Raw genomic sequence first — 18400 nt, forward strand, 5'->3', positions numbered from 1 at the left:
AGCCGGCGAGCGCGCAGCCCGCGGCCGCGACGGTCGCCAGGACCATGACCGGAAGGGCGCGGCGCGCGATCGGGACCGCGCGCTCGGGCAGCCGGGCGCGCAGCATCGTCGGGAGCAGCATCACCACGGTCGCCAGCGCGGACAGCCCGATCCAGCCCAGCACGTTGAGGATCGCGTGCGCGACGAGCGCCCGCGACGCCCACGGCTCGCGCGGACCGGTGGACATCCACGCGCCCAGCCCGGCACCGATCGGCAGGAAGCACGCGGCGACGACGTAGTACCGGACGAACGCCCCGAAGCGGGCCGCCAGCGCGCGGTGCGACGCGACGGCCAGCAGCACGGCGTGCAGCAGCAGGCCGGCCGCGACGAGGACGGCGCCGACGGTGACCGCCGGCTGCTGCGCCGTCCACCGACCGCCGATCACCGCCGCGGCGCCGGCGTTCAGCAACGCGAGCTGCGGCGCGATCCGCGGTCTGCGGCGGGCGTGCAGGAGCGCCTCGGCGAAGTGCGTGCTCCAGATCAGGATCGCGTTGGAGGCGACGCCGAGGAACAGCACGTGCAGCATCAGCCAGTTGCCCTCGGGCACGAAGCGGTGCGCCACGGTCAGCACCAGCAGCAAGGCCAGCCACAGGGCGAGCGGAGCGTGCACGCGCAGGTGCCACGACGACCGTCTCGTCATCGGCTCGCTCCCTTCTGTGCCGAGCCGGCCGCCGCCGTCAGGACGAACAGCACGACAGCGGCGACGTTCAGTGCGCCACCCATCACCCGGGCGTGAGTGCTGCCGAAGCCGTCACCGACGAGCAGGCGGATCGCGAGCGACACGTGCAGCAGGGCCGCCGGCGCGTAGAACGCCGCCGTGTAAGGCAACGGGCGTCGCAGCACGGCAGGAAGAATGATCGGCGCGTGCGCCATGATCATGGAGATCGTGAACCCGAGGAACACGGCGTGCACGCTCGCGTCGTACGCCGCTCCGTCGGGCGTCCCGGTCGCCAGCAGCCAGATCGCCCCGGCGACGGCCAGCCACCCGTAGCCGGCCAGCAGGCAGGCGGCGGCGAACCGTGGAAGACCCCTGCCGCGGATGGTCTTCGTCGCCACGTCGTAGCGGATCAGCCAGGCGACCGCGCCGAGCAGCGCGCTGCCGGTGACCGGGTAGCCGGCGACCGGAAGTGCCGCCGTCAGCGTGATCCCGAGGCTGAACGCGCCGGTGATCGCCAGCAGCCAGGGCACCGCGGCCGGATCGAGCGCGACGATGCGCGCGAGCTCGAGCCGCTCCCCGACGATCGTCAGGATCACGAACCCGGCCAGCCACGGGACGACCACCGGGTAGGACACCGCGCGCAGCAGCAGCAACGCGGCGCCGGCCGCGAGCCCGGCGCCGGCGAGCTGGAGCGCCACGGCGACGTCCCGCTGCCGCCGGTACAACGGCACGTAAAGCGCGAGCAGGGCGAGCGTCCCGAGCAGCGTCAGCGAGTGCCCGAGCGCACGTGGCGCCGGCACGAGGCTCGCCAGGGCGCCGAGGCCCAGCAGCGCCGGCGCCGCGAATCCCCACCAGCGGCCGAGCGCCACCGCGCGCTCGAGTGCGATCAGCGTGCCGACGAAGCCGAGCACCATCAGCGTGCCGTGCTCGCCGGCCATCCGGCCGTCGCTGAGCGGGGCGGCCGCGCCCAGTCGCTCCAGCCCGGCGTTGAGGCCCGCGAGCAGGGCGACGCCGCCGGGCACGAGCAGCGCGAGCCGCAGTCCCCGGCGGCGGGTGCCGCGCCGCGCCGGCGTCTCCCGCGCCAGAGCCCCCGAATGCCTGGTTCGCGACTCGGTGGGCAGGTCGCCGCCGCTCACGACGTCGGCTCCTCTGGCGTGCCGTGCCAGGTGCAGTAACCGGGCCCGGCGAACGGCTCCAGGCGACCGGATTCCCCGCCGTCCAGCCGGGCGCGGATGAGGCCCTCGTGGACGCCGCACACGACGTCCGGGTTGCGCCGCGCGGCGGTGAGCAGCGGGCATCGAGTGAGCCGGATGTCCCCGCCGTGCCGCACCGGGGCGAACCCGAGGTCGTCGAGCAGGGCCACGACGTCCTCGGTCGTCCCGCCCGACCCGGGGATGCTGCTCGCCCAGCGCTCGCCGGCGGTACGCGCGATCCGGCCGGCGTCCGGCGTCATCGCGGCGAGCTGCTCGGCGAGCGCGATCGCCAGACCGACGTACTCGGGAGCCCCCGCGGTCCGCTCGGGAACGACGCGGTAGCGCCACGACGGGCGGCCGCGCTGCCCGGTGCGCCCGGCGGTCCGTTCGACGAGGCCCTCGTCGACCAGACCCTCGAGGTGCGCTCGCACCGTGTTCGGGTGCAGACCGCTGGCGCCGGCCAGCTCGTCGACGGAGCGATCGCCCGGCTGCGCGGCGAGGCGATTGAGCATCTCCAGCCGCTGCGGCGAGAGCGGTGGCAGCGACCGCGTGGGGGTGGGCGCCGGGCCGGTGCCCGGATCTATTTTCACAGTGATTATTGTAGTAATTGCTTTCGGCTCGCACCAAGCGGGTCGGCCGCTAGAGAAGGGCACGAATCAGATGGATCAGATCAGCGAGCACCAGCCGGTCAAGGAGCTCCCGCAGGTGAGCGTCGGACACACCGGCGGCTGTGCCTGCGGCCATGAGGACGACGGCGCGCTGCCCGAGCTGGACGCCACCGTCATCCCACACGCCATCCGCCACGCCACCATTTTCGGCGCGCTGGACTCCCTGCAGCCGGGTCACGGCATGGTTCTCGCCGCGCCGCACGACCCGCTGCCGCTGCTGGCTCAGCTCGAGCAGCGGGCGCCGGGAGCGTTCAGCGTCGACTACGACCAGCGAGGCCCGGAGGTGTGGAAGCTGCGGTTCGTGCGTCGCTAGCCGTACGCGGGGACGACGCCGGCGGCGGCGTGCCGGCTCGGACGGACGAGAACCTCCGCGTGGGACGTGGCCCGGTCACGGCCGCTCCCACCCGGAGGTTCGCCGGTCGCAGCGCGAGGATCGGGTGGCGGGGGACCGCTAGTATTCGGTGACCGCACGACCGGCGGCCTCGAATCTGGGAGTCCTGGGTGTCCTCGCGGCTGAATCGCATCGAATATCTGGACGGCATACGTGCGCTGGCGGTCGTGTCGGTGCTGACCGTCCACTGGGTGCCGCAGTACCTGCCCGCATGGTCGCGGCTCTTCCGGGGAGGCTACGTCGGCGTCGACCTGTTTCTGGTCCTCAGCGGCTACCTGATCACCCGGATCCTGTGGCGATCCCCGGCCGAGCCGCTCCGCACGACGTACGGCAGGTTCCTGAAGCGGCGGCTCCGGCGGCTGTATCCGGCCCTCGTCGGCATGCTGGTCGTCATCACGGCCCTGGCGTTCCTCATGTGGGACATCGCCGAGGCCACCAAGGCCGCCTACCGTGCCGTCCTGGCAGGGCTCCAGCTCACGTGGCTGGTCGCGTTGAACCTCGGAACGACGACGCCCTTCGACCAGACCTGGACGCTCGGCTGGGAATGGTACTTCTATCTGGCATGGCCGCTGGTAGTGCTCGCAGCCAAGAGGCGCGACGTCGGTGTGGTGACGGTCGCCGTATGGAGCGCCGCGGCCGGACTGATCTGCTATGCCGTCTCGGTGACGCTCGCATCGCCGGTGGGGATGTACTTTGGACCGCTCGGCCGGTTCGCCCAGCTGCTGTTCGGATCGGCGCTCGGCCTCTACCTGCTCGGGAGACCACAACCTCTGGCCGTCTCCAGAGGCCTTCGCACGGGAGTCATGGCGGCGGCTGTGCTCGGCTTCCTGGCATGGACGGTGATCGGGCCGGGCAAGGGCGGCGCGCTGTATGGCGTCCTCGGGTTCCCGCTGGTGACCGCCTGTGGCATGGTGCTCATCGCGATGGGCTACCGGCGGGAGGCCGATGTCGTGCCCCGTGCGCTGTCGTGGGCGCCCCTCCGCGGGCTCGGTCTCGCCAGCTACAGCATCTACCTCTGGCACCTGCCGCTCATGCGCCTCGTGCAGGGCCCGCTGATCGGGGTTCCCTTCCCCGCGATGGCGGTAGTCGCTCTCGCCGCCACCGTGGCCCTCTCCTGGCTGAGCTACCGATTCCTGGAGAAGCCGTTCCTGCACGGCAGGGAGCCGGTCGCGCGGGCCTACTCGGCGCTCGAGGCCGGGGCGTGCCTGCCGGCAGCGCTGCCCGGCGACGGACGGCGCGGGTAGCGACCCTGGTCAGGGCCGTTCCACGCGCGCAACCGGGCTCGGAACGCCGACCCGGTCGTCGGCGCTCGCCGTCACAGGGCTAGTCTGGCCCGGCACGCAGTTCCTTTAAAGGCCGTCCCGTGAGGCGGAGAAGGAGTACGACGATGGGCATCGACCCGGAGTCGGCGCAGGGCAGTGGTGCGCGCAGCGAACGCGTCATCCTGACCGCCGACGAGATCTCGCGAGTCATCGACCGCATCTCCCACCAGATCCTCGAGAAGACCGACGGCGCGTCGAACGTCGTCCTGGTCGGGATCCCCACCCGCGGAGCGCAGCTGGCCGCCCGCATCCAGCGCAGGATCGCCGCCTTCAGCGACGTGCAGCCGCCGGTCGGCGTCCTGGACATCACCCTGTACCGCGACGACCTGCGCACCCGCGGCGTTCGGCCGCTCGAGCGCACCCGCGAGCCCGAGGGCGGCATCGACGGCAAGACGGTGATCCTGGTCGACGACGTCCTGTACTCCGGGCGCACGATCCGCGCCGCCCTCGATGCGCTGCGCGACTGGGGTCGCCCGCAGGCGATCCAGCTCGCCGTCCTGGTCGACCGCGGCCACCGCGAGCTGCCGATTCGCGCCGACTACGTCGGCAAGAACATCCCGACCTCGCGCGACGAGCAGGTCTTCGTCGCCATCGCCGAGAACGACGGTGCCGACGGCGTCGCGATCTCGGACCACCGGCCCTCCCGCGAGCAGATCATCGCCCTGCTGACCGGCGGCGGTGCGAAGTGAAGCAGCACCTGCTCTCCGCCGCCGACCTGACCCGCGACGAGGCCGTCGCCGTCCTCGACACCGCCGAGCAGATCGAGGCGTCGCTGCAGGGCCGCGAGGTCAAGAAGCTGCCGACGCTGCGTGGGCGCACCGTGGTCAACCTCTTCTTCGAGGACTCGACCCGCACCCGCATCTCGTTCGAGCTCGCCGCCAAGCGGCTGTCGGCGGACGTCATCAACTTCTCCGCGAAGGGATCGAGCGTCTCCAAGGGGGAGAGCCTCAAGGACACCGCGCTCACGCTGCAGGCGATGGGGGCGGACGCCGTCGTGATCCGGCACGGTGCCAGCGGTGCGCCGTGGCAGCTCGCGTCCTGGGTCGACGGCAGCGTCGTGAACGCCGGCGACGGGACGCACGAGCATCCCACCCAGGCGCTGCTCGACGCGTTCACCATGCGCAAGCGCACCGGCCGCTCGATGGGCCAGGGCCTCGACGGGCTGCGGGTCACCATCGTCGGCGACGTGCTGCACAGCCGCGTCGCGCGCTCGAACGTGCTCCTGCTCGAGACGCTCGGCGCGGAGGTGACGCTGGTCGCGCCCCCGACCCTGCTGCCGGTCGGCGTCGAGACGTGGCCGTGCGCGCATTCCTACGACCTCGACGCCGCGCTCCCCGGCGCGGACGTCGTGATGATGCTGCGGGTCCAGCGCGAGCGGATGAACGCCTCGTACTTCCCGACCGAGCGCGAGTACTCGCGCCGCTACGGCCTGGACGCCGTCCGCGCCGCGACCCTGGAGCCCGCAGCGATCGTCATGCACCCCGGGCCGATGAACCGCGGCATGGAGATCGCGGCAGAGGTCGCAGACGGGCCGCGCTCGACGATCGTCGAGCAGGTGGCCAACGGCGTCTCGGTCCGGATGGCTGTTCTCTACCTACTTCTCGGAGGTGCCGCGTGAGCACGAAGCTGATCCAGCAGGTCCGCCCCCTGCGCGGCGACCCGGTCGACGTGCTCATCGAGGACGGCGTCATCACCCGGATCGCCGACACGATCGTGCTGCAGGACGTCGAGGTGATCGACGCCCGCGGGCTGATCGGACTGCCCGGCCTGGTCGACCTGCACACCCACCTGCGCGAGCCCGGGCGCGAGGATGCCGAGACCATCGAGACCGGCTCGCGTGCCGCGGCGCTCGGCGGCTACACCGCGGTGCACGCGATGGCCAACACCGACCCCGTCGCCGACACCGCCGGGGTCGTCGAGCAGGTCTACAACACCGGGCGGCAGATCGGCCTGGTGGACGTGATCCCGGTGGGCGCGGTCACCGTCGGCCTCAAGGGCGAGCGGCTCGCGGAGCTCGGCGCCATGGCCGACTCCGCGGCCCGCGTGCGGATGTTCAGCGACGACGGCATGTGCGTGGGCGACCCCGGCCTGATGCGCCGCGCGCTGGAGTATGTCAAGGCCTTCGACGGCGTCATCGCCCAGCACGCCGAGGATTCCCGGCTCACCGTGGGTGCGCAGATGAACGAGTCCGAGCTCTCCGGGCGCCTCGGCCTGACCGGCTGGCCGGCCGTCGCCGAGGAGTCCATCATCGCCCGCGACTGCCTGCTCGCCGAGCACGTCGGCTCGCGGCTGCACATCTGCCACCTCTCGACGGCCGGCTCGGTCGAGATCGTGCGGTGGGCGAAGTCGCGCGGCGTCGACGTCACCGCCGAGGTGACCCCGCACCATCTGCTGCTGACCGAGGAGCTGGTCGCCACGTACGACCCGCTCTACAAGGTCAATCCGCCGCTGCGCCGCGGTACCGACGTCGACGCGTTGCGCGGCGCGCTGCGCGACGGAACGATCGACATCGTCGCGACCGACCACGCCCCGCACGCCGTGGAGGACAAGGAGTGCGAGTGGGCGTACGCGCGCCCCGGCATGCTCGGGCTGCAGCAGGCGCTGTCGATCGCGATCCTCACGCTCAGCGACGAGTCCGGCGCGGTCGACTGGCAGCGGGTCGCCGAGGTGACCTCGATCCGCCCGGCGCGGATCGCCCGCCTCGACGACCACGGCATCGGGTTCGTCGAAGGCGCCCCGGCCAACCTCACGCTGGTCGATCCGGCGCAGTCCACCGTGGTGGACCCCCACGCGCTGGCCAGCAAGAGCCACAACACTCCCTACGAGGGACTCGAGATGCCCGGCCGGGTCATGGCGACCCTGCTGCGCGGCGAGTTCACCGTGCGCGACGGACAGGCGGTCAAATGAGCAGGCACAGCAAGGACAGCGAAGCGATCCTCGTTCTCGAGGACGGGCGGTACTTCGAGGGCGAGTCGTTCGGCGCCCCGGGCAACACCTTCGGTGAGGCCGTCTTCAGCACCGGCATGACCGGCTACCAGGAGACGCTGACCGATCCGTCGTACCGCCGCCAGGTGGTCGTGATGACCGCTCCGCAGATCGGGAACACCGGCTGGAACGACGAGGACGACGAGTCGAACCGGATCTGGGTGAGCGGGTTCGTCGTGCGCGACCTGTCGCGCATCTCCTCGAGCTGGCGCGCCACAGGGACCCTCCCCGACGAGCTGCGCAAGCAGGGGATCGTCGCGGTGCAAGGGATCGACACGCGTGCCCTGACGCGGCACCTTCGCGAGCGAGGGGCCATGCGCGTCGGGCTGTTCACCGGTGACGACGCCACGCGTCCGATCGACGAGCTCGTCGCCGAGGTGCTGGCGCAGCCGGTGATGTCCGGGGCGGACCTCGCCGGCGAGGTGACCACCGAACAGCCGTACGTCGTCCCCGCACAGGGCGAGCGCAGGCTCACCGTGGCCGCGATCGACCTGGGCATCAAGTCGATGACCCCGCAGCAGCTGGCCGCGCGCGGCATCGAGGTCCACGTGCTGCCGGGCGGCGCGAGCTTCGACGATGTGCTGGCGATCAACCCGGACGGGATCTTCTTCTCCAACGGGCCGGGCGATCCGGCCACCGCCGACGGCGCCGTCGCGCTCATGCGCGCGGCGCTGGACAGGAGGCTGCCGGTCTTCGGGATCTGCTTCGGCAACCAGATCCTCGGCCGGGCGCTCGGCTTCGGCACCTACAAGCTGAAGTACGGCCACCGCGGCATCAACATCCCGGTCCGCGACACGGCCACCGGCCGCATCGAGATCACCTCGCAGAACCACGGGTTCGCGGTCGACGCCCCGATCGGCGAGCCGACCGAGACGCCCTACGGGCGCGTCGAGGTCAGCCACGTGTGCGTCAACGACGACGTCGTCGAGGGCCTGCGGTGCCTCGACGTGCCCGCCTTCAGCGTCCAGTACCACCCGGAGGCCGCCGCCGGCCCCCACGACGCCGACCACCTCTTCGACCGCTTCACTGCGCTGATGCAGGGTGCAAAGGAGACCTCGAATGCCTAAGCGCGAAGACCTCAAGCACGTGCTCGTGATCGGCTCCGGGCCGATCGTCATCGGGCAGGCGTGCGAGTTCGACTACTCGGGCACCCAGGCCTGCCGCGTCCTGCGCAGCGAGGGCATCCGGGTGAGCCTGATCAACTCGAACCCGGCCACGATCATGACCGACCCCCAGTTCGCGGACGCCACCTACGTGGAGCCGCTGACCCCCGCGTACGTGGAGAAGGTCATCGAGAAGGAGCGGCCCGACGCGATCCTGCCCACCCTCGGCGGGCAGACCGCGCTCAACCTCGCCGTCTCGCTGCACGAGTCCGGTGTGCTGGAGAAGTACGGCGTCGAGCTGATCGGCGCGAACATCGACGCCATCCAGCGTGGCGAGGACCGGCAGAAGTTCAAGGACATCGTCCGCAAGATCGGCGGCGACGTGCCGCGGTCGGCGGTGTGCCACTCGATGGAGGAGGTCGAGCGGACCGTCGCCGAGCTCGGCTTCCCGGTCGTCGTGCGTCCGTCGTTCACCATGGGCGGCTCCGGCTCCGGGATGGCCTACGACGACGCCGATCTGCAGCGCATCGCGCGCGCCGGCCTGCAGGCCAGCCCCACCACCGAGGTGCTCATCGAGGAGAGCGTGATCGGCTGGAAGGAGTTCGAGCTCGAGCTGATGCGCGACCGCAACGACAACGTCGTCGTGGTGTGCTCGATCGAGAACCTCGACGCGATGGGCGTGCACACCGGCGACTCGATCACCGTCGCGCCGGCGATGACGCTCACCGACCGCGAGTACCAGCAGATGCGCGACGTCGGCATCGCCGTGCTGCGGGAGGTCGGCGTGGAGACCGGCGGCTGCAACATCCAGTTCGCGTTCAACCCGCAGGACGGGCGGATGATCGTGATCGAGATGAACCCGCGGGTGTCGCGGTCGTCCGCGCTGGCCTCGAAGGCCACCGGCTTCCCGATCGCCAAGATCGCCGCGCGGCTGGCGATCGGCTACACGCTCGACGAGATCCCCAACGACGTCACGCAGAAGACCCCCGCCTCGTTCGAGCCGACCCTCGACTACGTGGTGGTCAAGGTCCCGCGCTTCGCGTTCGAGAAGTTCCCGGGGGCCGACCCCACCCTGACCACCACCATGAAGTCGGTCGGTGAGGCGATGGCCCTGGGCCGCTCCTTCCCGGAGGCCCTGCAGAAGGCCTTGCGCTCGATGGAGACGAAGGCGGCCGGCTTCGGCACGCTGCCCGACCCCGAGGGCGAGACGGTCGACGACGCGCTGGCCCTGCTGCGCCGTCCGCACGACGGACGCATCTACGTGGCCGAGCGGGCGCTGCGCCTGGGCGCCACGGTGGAGCAGGTCGCCGAGGCCTCCGGTTTCGACCCGTGGTTCGTCGACCAGATCCTCGGCCTCGTGGAGCTGCGGCTGACGATCGAGTCCGCCCCGGCGCTGACCGAGTCGCTGCTGCGGACGGCGAAGCGGGCCGGGTTCTCCGACCGCCAGATCGCGGCCGTGCGCCCCGAGCTGGCGGGGGAGGACGGCGTGCGGTCGCTGCGCTGGCGGATGGGCATCCGTCCCGTCTACAAGACCGTCGACACGTGCGCCGCCGAGTTCGAGGCGCGGACGCCGTACCACTACTCCTCGTACGACGACGAGTCCGAGGTCGCGCCGCGCACCCGGCCCGCGGTCGTCATCCTCGGCAGCGGCCCGAACCGGATCGGGCAGGGCATCGAGTTCGACTACTCGTGCGTGCACGCGGCCATGACGCTGCGCGACGCCGGGTACGAGACCGTGATGGTCAACTGCAACCCGGAGACCGTCTCCACCGACTACGACACCTCCGACCGGCTGTACTTCGAGCCGCTCACGTTCGAGGACGTCCTGGAGGTCGTCGAGACCGAGCGTGCGGCGGGCCCGGTGGCGGGCGTGCTGTGCCAGCTCGGCGGCCAGACGCCGCTCGGGCTCGCCCAGCGGCTCAAGGACGCCGGGGTCACCGTGCTCGGCACCGCGCCGGAGGCCATCCACCTCGCGGAGGAGCGCGGCGCGTTCGGCCGGGTGCTGCAGCGCGCCGACCTGCCCGCGCCGCGGCACGGCCTCGCCACGTCGTACGTCGAGGCCAAGGAGATCGCCGACGAGATCGGCTATCCGGTGCTGGTCCGTCCCTCCTACGTGCTCGGCGGGCGCGGCATGGAGATCGTGTACGACGACGACGCGCTCAGCGGCTACATCACCCGCGCCACCGAGGTCAGCCCCGAGCACCCGGTGCTCGTCGACCGGTTCCTCGAGGACGCCGTCGAGATCGACGTCGACGCGCTCTACGACGGCACCGAGCTGTTCCTCGGCGGCGTGATGGAGCACATCGAGGAGGCCGGCGTGCACTCCGGTGACTCGGCGTGCGCGCTGCCGCCGATCACGCTGGGCTCCTCCGACATCGACCGGATCCGCGAGTCGACGCTCCGGATCGCCGAAGGCGTCGGCGTCCGCGGCCTGCTGAACGTGCAGTACGCCATGAAGGACGACATCCTGTACGTCCTCGAGGCCAACCCGCGGGCGTCCCGCACGGTGCCGTTCGTGTCGAAGGCGACCGCGGTGTCGCTGGCCATGGCGGCGGCCCGGATCGCCGTCGGGCAGTCGATCGAGCAGCTTCGCGCGGACGGCGTCCTGCCGCGCACCGGGGACGGCGGCACGCTGCCGCTGGACGCGCCGATCGCGGTCAAGGAGGCGGTCATGCAGTTCCACCGCTTCCACACCCCCGAGGGCAAGATCATCGACAACGTCCTGGGCCCGGAGATGAAGTCCACCGGCGAGGTGATGGGGCTGGACCTGCAGTTCGGCACCGCGTTCGCCAAGTCGCAGTCGGCCGCCTACGGCTCGCTGCCCACCAGCGGCAAGGTGTTCGTCAGCCTGGCCAACCGCGACAAGCGCTCGGCGATCTTCCCGGTGAAGCGGCTCGCCGACCTCGGGTTCGAGGTGCTCGCCACCGCCGGCACCGCCCAGGTGCTGCGCCGTAACGGCGTGCCGGCGAAGACCGTGCGCAAGCTCAGCGAGGGACCCGGGAACTGCGTGGAGATGATCCAGGCCGGTGAGATCGCGATGGTCGTCAACACGCCGGCCGGCGCGTCCGGGTCCGCCGGCTCGGCCGTGCGGTTCGACGGATACGAGATCCGCGCTGCCTCGATCAACGCGGGCATTCCCTGCGTCACCACGGTTCCCGGAGCCGCGGCCGCGGTCCAGGGCATCGAGGCCGCGATCGCGGGCACGCTGACGGTCCGCTCCCTGCAGGACCTGCAGGCCGCGTTGCGGGACGCGGGGGAGAAGGTCGATGCCTAGCGTCGCCGCCCTCGCCTACCGGGCTGCGCGACCGGCGCTGTTCAGCGTGGGCGGCGGGGATGCGGAGGCCGCGCACAAGTGGACGATGGGCCGGCTCGAGACGATCGACCGGCACCGTCCGCTGCGCGCGCTGACCAGGTCGGTGTGCCGCCCGGTCAGCGATCCGGTGTCGATGTTCGGCGTGCAGCTCGCCAACCGGGTCGGCCTGGCCGCGGGCATGGCCAAGAACGGCGAGGCGCTGCGCGCCTGGCCGGCGCTGGGGTTCGGGTTCGCCGAGATCGGCACCGTCACCTGGCACGCGCAGCCCGGCAACGACACGCCGCGGCTGTTCCGGCTGCCCGCGTCGCGTGCGGTCATCAACCGGATGGGCTTCAACAACCACGGCGCCCGGGCGCTCGCGGCGCGGCTGCGGCGGTACGGCGATTCCGCGGCGGCGCTGCGCGAACGGCTCGGCTACCCCCTCGGCATCAGCCTCGGCAAGTCGAAGATCACGCCCGTCGAGGACGCGGTCGGCGACTACGTGAGCTCGCTGCGAGCGATCCGCGACCTGGCCTCGTATGTCGCGATCAACGTCTCCAGCCCCAACACGCCCGGCCTGCGCTCGCTGCAGGACAAGGGATTCCTCGACGAGCTGGTCGCCGAGCTGCGCGACGAGTCGCGCGGCGTCCCGCTCCTGGTGAAGATCGCGCCGGATCTCACGCACGGCGCCGTGGACGACGTGCTCGACGTGTGCCGCGAGCGCGGCGTCGCGGGGATCATCGCGACCAACACGACGATCGGGCGCGACGGCATCGCGCCCGCCGAGCGTGCCCTCGCCGACGAGGCGGGTGGGCTGTCCGGTGCGCCGCTCACCGTGCTGGCGCGCGACATCGTGCGCTACCTGCGCGCGCAGGTCGGGTCCGACCTGCCGATCATCGGCGTGGGCGGCATCGGCAGTGCCGACGACGCGCTGGCGATGGTGGACGCGGGCGCGGACCTGGTGCAGCTGTACTCGTCGCTGATCTTCCGGGGGCCGGCCGTCGTGTCCGAGACGGCGCAGGCGCTCAAGGACCGGACCGCCTGATGGCCGCGTTCGGTGCGCGCCTGCAGCGCGCGGTGGGCGAGCGGATCGGGCTCTGCGTGGGCATCGACCCGCACCCCGAGCTGCTCGAGGCCTGGGGCTACCGCGACGACGTGGACGGGCTGCGCTCGTTCGCGCTGCGCGCCGCCGCGGCGCTCGCGCAGCACGTCGCGGTGCTCAAGCCGCAGTCGGCGTTCTTCGAACGGCACGGCTCGCGCGGCGTCGGCGTCCTCGAGGAGACCGTCGCCGCGTGCCGGGACGCCGGCGCGCTCGTGGTGCTCGACGCCAAGCGTGGCGACATCGGTTCCACGGCGCGGGCCTACGCCGACGCCTACCTCCGCCCCGGCTGCTCGCTGCCGGCCGACGCGCTGACCGTCTCGCCCTACCTGGGCTTCGGCTCGCTCACGCCGTTCGTCGAGGCGGCCGGCGCCGTCGGCGCCGGGCTGTTCGTGCTGGCGCGCACCTCCAACCCCGAGGGCGTGGAGGTCCAGGACGCGCGCGCCGCCGACGGACGCACGGTCGCCCAGCTCATGGTGGACCACGTCGCGGCGCTCAACGCCGCCGAGACCGCTGCCGGGGCGCCGCTGGGCAGCCTCGGCGTCGTCGTCGGCGGCACCGTCGGCCCGGGGGCGGTGGACCTGTCCGCGCTGGGCGGACCCGTGCTGGTGCCCGGCCTCGGGGCACAGGGCGCCACGGCGGACGACGTCGCCGCGGCCACCTCCGGCGCCGCCCTCGTCCTCGCCTCGACCAGCCGCGACGTGCTCCGCGCCGGGCCCGACGCCGAGGCCCTGGTCGCGCGCGCACAGGCGGTCGCGGCCGCGCTCTGAACCCGAGTGCGCGCCGTGCTCCAGGACACAAGTTGATCGACTATGCTTCCCGCAGCGACCACGGCGGAGTTCGGGGGAACCAGGGTCACCTGGCGGCCTCTGCGGCGGTCTCACTCGTCTCAACAACGCGAGCCGGCGACCCGTCTCTGACGGGTCGGTCGAGCTCACCCGGCACGGAGGTATCGACGTGATGACCTTGCCCCATCTGACTGCAGAGCAGCGTGCTGCAGCCCTCGACAAGGCGGCCGACGCGCGTCGGCGCCGCGCAGCGTTCAAGGAGAGCCTCAAGCGTGGCGAGCTCACCCTCGCCGACGTGATCACCCTCGGCCGCGACGACGAGGTCGTCGGTCGCACCCACATGCTCACCGTGCTCGAGAGCCTGCCCGGCATCGGCAAGGTCAAGGCCGCGCGGATCATGGAGCGCGTCGGGATCTCGCCGAGCCGACGGGTGCGCGGGCTGGGGCCGAAGCAGCGGGTAGCGTTGGAGAAGGAGCTCGGCGGGCGCTGACCCGCTCGTCACATCGTTCTCGGAGGATCATGCCCGCCCGACCACCTGGCCGACTGTTCGTCCTGAGCGGACCGTCCGGCGTCGGCAAGGGGTCGGTGATGGCGCAGCTGCGCCATCGGGACCTGCCGGTGTGGGTGTCCGTGTCCTGCACGACCCGCCCGCCGCGCGCCGGAGAGCGGCACGGCGAGCACTACTTCTTCGTCGACGACGACGAGTTCGTGCGACGCATCGACGCCGGCGAGATGCTCGAGCACGCCCGGTTCGCGGGACGCCGCTACGGCACCCCACGCGCCGCCGTCCAGGAGCACCTGGACCGTGGCGTACCGGTGCTGCTGGAGATCGAGCTCGCCGGTGCCCGCCAGGTCAAGGCCAGCATGCCGGAGGCGCACATGGTGTTCCTGGCCCCGCCGTCCCGTGAGGAGCTCGAGCGCCGGCTCATCGGCCGGGGGACCGAGACGCCGGAGGAGATCGCCGCCCGCCTGCGCCAGGCCGAGGTGGAGCTGGCCGCCGAACGGGAGTTCGACACGGTGATCGTGAACGACGACCTCCCCAGCGCCACCGCGAGGTTGGTAGACTTGATCCTCGGCCAGGACCCGAACGCGCGGTCCTAGCCCCGCGGGCCGGCGCCGGCCCACACAGACCTCGATGAATGGACGACTACGTGTCCGGAACCTCTCCGAATCCCGAAGGCATCACCAACCCGCCGATCGACGAGCTGCTGACGCACACCTCCTCGAAGTACGGGCTGGTCATCTACGCGGCCAAGCGGGCCCGGCAGATCAACGCCTACTACGGCCAGCTCGCCGAGGGCCTGCTCGAGCACGTCGGCCCCCTCGTGGAGACCGGTGCCCAGGAGAAGCCGCTGTCGATCGCGTTGCGCGAGATCAACGAGGGCCTGCTGACCGCCGAGTCCACCGACTCCTAGCGGCGGCGATGGCGCACCAGTCGTCCGCGCGGCCCCGCGTCGTCCTCGGCGTGTCCGGCGGCATCGCGGCGTACAAGTCCTGCGAGGTCCTGCGGGCGCTGACCGAGACCGGGCAGCACGTCGACGTCATCCCGACCGCGTCCGCGCTGAGCTTCGTCGGCAGCGCCACCTTCGAGGCGCTCAGCGGCAACCCCGTGACGACCGGCGTCTTCAGCGACGTCCCGTCCGTCCGGCACGTCCGCCTCGGGCAGCAGGCCGACCTGGTCGTCGTCGTGCCCGCGACCGCCGACCTGATCGCGCGGATGGCCGCCGGGCGCGCCGACGACCTGCTCACCTCCACGCTGCTCGCGACCCGCGCGCCGGTGCTGATCGCGCCCGCGATGCACACCGAGATGTGGCAGCACCCTGCCACCCGCGCCAACGTCGCCACGCTGCGCGAGCGCGGCGTGGTCGTGGTGGGCCCGGCCTCCGGTCGGCTGACCGGCGCCGACAGCGGGCCCGGCAGGCTCGCCGAGCCGTCCGAGATCGCCGCGCTCGCGCGGCTGCTGCTGGAGAGCCCCGACGCGCTGCGCCACGACCTCGCGGGCAGCCGGGTGCTGATCACCGCCGGCGGTACCCGCGAGCCGCTGGACCCGGTGCGCTTCCTGACCAACCGGTCCTCGGGCAAGCAGGGGTACGCGCTGGCGCAGGTCGCCGCGGCCCGTGGTGCCCAGGTCACCCTCGTCTCGGCCAACGTCGCGCTGCCGTCCCCGGCCGGCGTCGACGTGGTGACGGTCGAGACGGCGCTGGAGCTGCAGCAGCAGACCGAGGCGCGCGCCGGCGACGCCGACGTCGTCGTGATGGCCGCCGCGGTCTCGGACTTCCGGCCCACCCGGCGGCGCGCCGCGAAGATCAAGAAGACCGAGGCGGAGCCCGACCAGATCGCGCTCAGCAAGAACCCCGACATCCTCGCCGGGCTCGTGCAGGCGCGCGCGGCGGGACGGTTGCCGGCCGCAGTGCGGATCGTCGGGTTCGCTGCCGAGACCGGCGACGACCGGCACAGCGTCGAGGAGTACGGACGGCAGAAGCTGGCCCGCAAGGGCTGCGACTTCATCGTGGTCAACGACGTCGGTGCCGGCGGCGCGTTCGAGGCCGACCACAACCAGGGGCTGATCCTCGGCCTCGACGGCAGCGCCAGGCAGATCCCGCGCGGCAGCAAGCAGCTCGTCGCCGCGCGCATCTGGGACGCGGTGGCCGCGTCCGCCGCCGGTCCCGTCGGCCCGCTCGAATAGACTTGCCCGAGTCCCAACCTAGGAGCACATCCATGTCGCGTCGCCTGTTCACGTCCGAGTCCGTGACCGAAGGTCATCCGGACAAGATCGCCGACGCGATCAGCGACGCGATCCTCGACGAGATCATCGGCAAGGATCCCGCCGCGCGCGTCGCCGTCGAGACGCTCATCATGACCGGCCAGGTGCACGTCGCGGGCGAGGTGCGCACCGAGGCGTACGCCGACGTCGCCGGGATCGTGCGCAAGACCATCCTGGACATCGGGTACGACTCGTCGGCGAAGGGGTTCGACGGACAGTCCTGCGGCGTCTCGGTCTCGATCGGCGAGCAGTCCTCCGACATCGCGGCCGGCGTCGACGTGGCGCACGAGGCGCGCGTGGAGGGCAACGAGGACGCGATCTCCGCGCAGGGCGCCGGCGACCAGGGCCTGATGTTCGGGTACGCGACGGACGAGACGCCCGAGCTCATGCCGCTGCCCATCTCGATGGCGCACCGGCTCTCGCGCCGCCTCACCGAGGTGCGCAAGAACGGCGCCCTGCCGTACCTGCGCCCCGACGGCAAGACCCAGGTCACCATCGAGTACGTCGACAACCGGCCCACCCGCGTCGACACGGTGGTGCTGTCCACCCAGCACGCCGACGGCATCAGCCTCGAGGGGCTGCTCGCCCCCGACATCCGCACGCACGTCATCGACCACGTGCTGGGCCAGTACGACCTCGATTCCAGCGACGTCCGGGTGCTGATCAACCCGACCGGCAAGTTCGTCATCGGCGGCCCGATGGGGGACGCCGGCCTGACCGGGCGCAAGATCATCGTCGACACGTACGGCGGCTACGCGCGGCACGGCGGCGGCGCGTTCTCCGGCAAGGACCCGTCCAAGGTCGACCGCTCGGCCGCCTACGCGACCCGGTGGGTCGCCAAGAACGTGGTCGCCGCCGGACTCGCGTCCCGCTGCGAGGTGCAGGTCGCATACGCGATCGGCCGGGCCGAGCCGGTCGGGATGTACATCGACACGTTCGGCACCGAGAACGCGCCCCTGGAGAGCATCGAGGCCGCGGTCAAGGAGATCTTCGACCTGCGCCCGTTGGCCATCATCCGCGACCTCGACCTGCTGCGGCCGATCTACCGGGCCACGACCGCCTACGGGCACTTCGGGCGCGAGGACTGCGACTTCCCCTGGGAGCGCACCGACCGCGCCGAGGAGCTGAAGAAGCGCGTCGCGCAGTAAGGGGCGCGCCACGGACCACCACACGCCCGCGCCGGCGCGCGTCGCCGCCGTCTACCCGGCGGTGCCGCTGGCGCACCTCGACCGGCTCTTCGACTACCGGATCCCGCCGGAGCTGGCCGCCGACGTCGCGCCCGGGTCGAAGGTGCGGGTGCGGTTCGCCGGGAAGCTCGTCGACGCCTACGTGATCGGCGTCGCCGCCGAGACCGACCACCACGGCACCCTCTCACCGATCGAACGGGTCAGCGGCGCCGAGCCGGTGCTCACCGCCGAGACCATCCGGCTGCTGCGTGCCGTCGCGGACCGCTGGGCCGGCAGCTTCGCCGACGTCGCGCGGCTCGCCGTCCCGCCGCGCAACGCCAAGGCGGAGCAGTCGAGCGCGCCCCCGCACACCGACTACCCCATGCCCGGCGGCGACGGATGGGCCCCGTACGGCGGAGGCTTCCTCACCGCCCTGGCCGAGCGCCGTCGGGCCCGGGCCGTGTGGAACGCCATGCCGGGGGAGGACTGGCCGGCGCGGCTCGCCGAGGCCGCGGCCGCGACCGCCGCGGGCGGCCGCGGCGCCGTCCTCGTCGTCCCCGACGTCAAGGACGCCGCGCGGGTCGAGGCCGCGCTCGCCGGGATCGTCGGCGCCGGGTACGCCGAGCTCAACGCCGGGCTCGGGCCCGGCGCGCGATACCGGCGGTTCCTGCGCTGCCTGCGCGGCGAGGTCCGCATCGCGGTCGGGACCCGCTCGGCGGTCTACGCCCCGGTGCGCGACCTCGGGCTGGTCGCCGTGTGGGACGACGGCGACGACCTCTACGACGAGCCGCGGGCGCCGTACGCGCACACCCGGGACGTCGCGGTGCTGCGGGCCCACCTGACCGGCGCGAGCGTGCTCATCGGCGGGTTCGCGCAGTCGGTCGCGGCGAGCGACGTCGAGACGTCGGGAGCCGACAGTGTTGCCGCGCCGC

Annotated in this window: 17 protein-coding genes and 1 pseudogene; 15 read left to right on the forward strand and 3 right to left on the reverse strand. The window is 72.3% G+C overall.

Annotated features, from left to right (window positions below):
- The 3 genes and pseudogenes from F8A92_RS16100 to F8A92_RS16110 all read right to left on the reverse strand — a co-directional run.
- Positions 1-679, reverse strand: a pseudogene (locus tag F8A92_RS16100) (multicopper oxidase domain-containing protein); the annotation flags it as partial.
- Positions 676-1833 (reverse strand): hypothetical protein, encoded by a 1158-nt coding sequence (locus F8A92_RS16105; protein WP_228389506.1) that lies wholly within the window; start codon positions 1831-1833, stop codon positions 676-678. The pseudogene F8A92_RS16100 and the gene F8A92_RS16105, both read right to left, overlap by 4 nt.
- Positions 1830-2480, reverse strand: coding sequence for a helix-turn-helix transcriptional regulator (locus tag F8A92_RS16110; RefSeq protein ID WP_153506197.1), 651 nt, complete (start codon positions 2478-2480; stop codon positions 1830-1832). Before F8A92_RS16110 ends, F8A92_RS16105 begins: the two co-directional genes overlap by 4 nt.
- Before the next feature lie 70 nt (positions 2481-2550).
- Between F8A92_RS16110 and F8A92_RS16115 the strand changes: the two genes are divergently transcribed.
- The 15 genes from F8A92_RS16115 to F8A92_RS16185 form a co-directional block, all read left to right on the forward strand.
- The gene (locus tag F8A92_RS16115; protein WP_153506198.1) at positions 2551-2871 is read left to right on the forward strand and encodes a DUF2249 domain-containing protein; all 321 of its coding nucleotides are present in this window, start codon (positions 2551-2553) and stop codon (positions 2869-2871) included.
- Between the two features lie 188 nt (positions 2872-3059).
- Positions 3060-4193, forward strand: coding sequence for an acyltransferase family protein (locus F8A92_RS16120; protein ID WP_194291545.1), 1134 nt, complete (start codon positions 3060-3062; stop codon positions 4191-4193).
- Positions 4194-4336: 143 nt separating this feature from the next.
- Positions 4337-4960, forward strand: coding sequence for a bifunctional pyr operon transcriptional regulator/uracil phosphoribosyltransferase PyrR (pyrR, locus tag F8A92_RS16125; protein ID WP_153506200.1), 624 nt, complete (start codon positions 4337-4339; stop codon positions 4958-4960).
- Positions 4957-5889, forward strand: coding sequence for an aspartate carbamoyltransferase catalytic subunit (locus F8A92_RS16130; RefSeq protein WP_153506201.1), 933 nt, complete (start codon positions 4957-4959; stop codon positions 5887-5889). The genes pyrR and F8A92_RS16130 overlap by 4 nt, the downstream gene beginning before the upstream one ends.
- Entirely contained in the window at positions 5886-7178 is a 1293-nt protein-coding gene (locus F8A92_RS16135; RefSeq protein ID WP_153506202.1) for a dihydroorotase, read from the forward strand. Before F8A92_RS16130 ends, F8A92_RS16135 begins: the two co-directional genes overlap by 4 nt.
- Entirely contained in the window at positions 7175-8323 is a 1149-nt protein-coding gene (carA, locus tag F8A92_RS16140; RefSeq protein WP_153506203.1) for a glutamine-hydrolyzing carbamoyl-phosphate synthase small subunit, read from the forward strand. The genes F8A92_RS16135 and carA overlap by 4 nt, the downstream gene beginning before the upstream one ends.
- Positions 8316-11633 (forward strand): carbamoyl-phosphate synthase large subunit, encoded by a 3318-nt coding sequence (gene carB / locus F8A92_RS16145; RefSeq protein WP_153506204.1) that lies wholly within the window; start codon positions 8316-8318, stop codon positions 11631-11633. Before carA ends, carB begins: the two co-directional genes overlap by 8 nt.
- Entirely contained in the window at positions 11626-12696 is a 1071-nt protein-coding gene (locus tag F8A92_RS16150; RefSeq protein WP_153506205.1) for a quinone-dependent dihydroorotate dehydrogenase, read from the forward strand. The genes carB and F8A92_RS16150 overlap by 8 nt, the downstream gene beginning before the upstream one ends.
- The gene (gene pyrF / locus F8A92_RS16155; RefSeq protein WP_153506206.1) at positions 12696-13520 is read left to right on the forward strand and encodes an orotidine-5'-phosphate decarboxylase; all 825 of its coding nucleotides are present in this window, start codon (positions 12696-12698) and stop codon (positions 13518-13520) included. Before F8A92_RS16150 ends, pyrF begins: the two co-directional genes overlap by 1 nt.
- 190 nt (positions 13521-13710) lie before the next feature.
- Entirely contained in the window at positions 13711-14028 is a 318-nt protein-coding gene (gene mihF / locus F8A92_RS16160; RefSeq protein WP_153506207.1) for an integration host factor, actinobacterial type, read from the forward strand.
- Between the two features lie 29 nt (positions 14029-14057).
- Positions 14058-14639, forward strand: coding sequence for a guanylate kinase (gene gmk, locus F8A92_RS16165; protein WP_153506208.1), 582 nt, complete (start codon positions 14058-14060; stop codon positions 14637-14639).
- A gap of 50 nt (positions 14640-14689) precedes the next feature.
- The gene (gene rpoZ / locus F8A92_RS16170; protein WP_407643704.1) at positions 14690-14953 is read left to right on the forward strand and encodes a DNA-directed RNA polymerase subunit omega; all 264 of its coding nucleotides are present in this window, start codon (positions 14690-14692) and stop codon (positions 14951-14953) included.
- An 8-nt stretch (positions 14954-14961) separates the two neighbouring features.
- On the forward strand, positions 14962-16224 hold the full coding sequence (gene coaBC, locus F8A92_RS16175; protein WP_153506210.1) for a bifunctional phosphopantothenoylcysteine decarboxylase/phosphopantothenate--cysteine ligase CoaBC: 1263 nt from the start codon (positions 14962-14964) through the stop codon (positions 16222-16224).
- 32 nt (positions 16225-16256) lie between these two features.
- On the forward strand, positions 16257-17450 hold the full coding sequence (metK, locus tag F8A92_RS16180) for a methionine adenosyltransferase (protein WP_153506211.1): 1194 nt from the start codon (positions 16257-16259) through the stop codon (positions 17448-17450).
- A 61-nt stretch (positions 17451-17511) separates the two neighbouring features.
- Positions 17512-18400, forward strand: an 889-nt coding sequence (locus F8A92_RS16185) for a primosomal protein N' family DNA-binding protein (protein WP_456064333.1), incomplete at its 3' end; no start/stop codon positions are given.

The organism is Cumulibacter manganitolerans (genome assembly GCF_009602465.1).
GTDB lineage: Bacteria > Actinomycetota > Actinomycetes > Mycobacteriales > Antricoccaceae > Cumulibacter > Cumulibacter manganitolerans.